Annotated in this window: 2 protein-coding genes; both read left to right on the forward strand. The window is 61.5% G+C overall.

Features of this window, described 5'->3' with window-relative positions:
- Positions 1 to 1,245, forward strand: a 1,245-nt coding sequence (locus WBR57_RS27635) for a chemotaxis protein CheA (RefSeq protein ID WP_424088408.1), incomplete at its 5' end; no start/stop codon positions are given.
- 48 nt (positions 1,246 to 1,293) lie between these two features.
- Positions 1,294 to 1,702 (forward strand): response regulator (locus WBR57_RS27640; RefSeq protein ID WP_424088410.1); only part of this gene is annotated, 409 nt, incomplete at its 3' end.

The following is a 1,702-nucleotide window of genomic DNA, read 5'->3' on the forward strand; positions in this document are numbered from 1 at the left end:
GCGCCTGCACCGGCTGCTGCCCCGGCACCGGCGCGTGCCGCTGCCGCACCGGCTGCCGAAAAACCGGCCAGTGAGGCCGAAACCACCGTACGGGTTGATACTGCGCGCCTGGACGACATCATGAACATGGTCGGCGAGCTGGTATTGGTGCGTAACCGCCTGGTGCGCTTGGGCCTGAGCAGCGGCGATGAAGCCATGCAAAAGGCCGTGTCGAACCTCGACGTGGTGACGGCCGACCTGCAGACCGCCGTGATGAAAACCCGGATGCAGCCGATCAAGAAAGTCTTCGGCCGCTTCCCGCGCCTGGTTCGCGACCTGGCTCGCCAGCTCAAGAAAGAAATCAACCTGGAGCTGGTGGGCGAAGAAACCGACCTCGACAAAAACCTTGTCGAGGCCCTGGCCGACCCGCTGGTCCACTTGGTGCGCAACGCCGTCGACCACGGCGTCGAAACCCCGGAAGAACGCGAAGCTTCGGGCAAGTCCCGCAATGGCAAGGTGATTCTGGCGGCCGAGCAAGAAGGCGACCATATCCTGCTGTCGATCACCGATGACGGCAAAGGCATGGACCCGGCGATCCTGCGCAATATCGCGGTCAAGCGTGGCGTGATGGACAAGGACGCCGCCGACCGCCTGACCGACACCGAGTGCTACAACCTGATTTTCGCCCCGGGCTTCTCGACCAAGACCGAGATCTCCGACGTGTCGGGCCGTGGCGTCGGCATGGACGTGGTGAAGACCAAGATCAGCCAGCTCAACGGCTCGATCAATATCTACTCGACCAAGGGCCAGGGCTCGAAGATCGTGATCAAGGTGCCGTTGACCTTGGCGATCATGCCGACCCTGATGGTGATGCTGGGTAACCAGGCGTTCGCCTTCCCGCTGGTCAACGTCAACGAGATCTTCCACCTCGACCTGTCGCGCACCAACGTGGTGGACGGCCAGGAAGTGGTGATCGTGCGCGACAAGGCGTTGCCACTGTTCTACCTCAAGCGTTGGCTGGTGGCGTCGGCTGCCCATGAAGAGCAGCGCGAAGGCCATGTGGTGATTCTCTCCGTGGGCACCCAGCGCATCGGCTTTGTGGTCGATCAGCTGGTGGGCCAGGAAGAAGTGGTCATCAAGCCTTTGGGCAAAATGCTGCAGGGAACCCCGGGCATGTCGGGTGCGACCATTACCGGTGACGGTCGGATCGCGCTGATTCTGGATGTTCCGAGCATGCTCAAGCGTTACGCCGCTCGGCGTATTTGATTCTGGCGGGGCCAGGCGGTAACGCCCGCCCCGCCTAACGGAGTGTTTATGGTAGTCAAGGTCCTGGTGGTGGACGATTCGGGTTTCTTCCGCCGCCGCGTCTCGGAAATTCTTTCCGCCGATCCAACGATTCAGGTGATCGGCACGGCCACCAACGGCAAAGAGGCGATTGATCAGGCCATCGCGTTGAAGCCGGACGTGATCACCATGGACTACGAGATGCCGATGATGGATGGCATCACGGCTGTCCGGCATATCATGCAACGCTGCCCGACCCCGGTATTGATGTTCTCCTCGCTGACCCACGAAGGCGCCCGGGTAACCCTGGACGCGCTGGACGCTGGCGCGGTGGATTTCCTGCCGAAGAATTTCGAAGATATCTCGCGCAACCCTGAAAAGGTCAAGCAACTGCTGTGCGAGAAGGTCCACAGCATTTCACGCAGTAACCGTCGCAGCC

The sequence above is a fragment of the Pseudomonas sp. genome (assembly GCF_049590575.1).
Taxonomy (GTDB): domain Bacteria; phylum Pseudomonadota; class Gammaproteobacteria; order Pseudomonadales; family Pseudomonadaceae; genus Aquipseudomonas.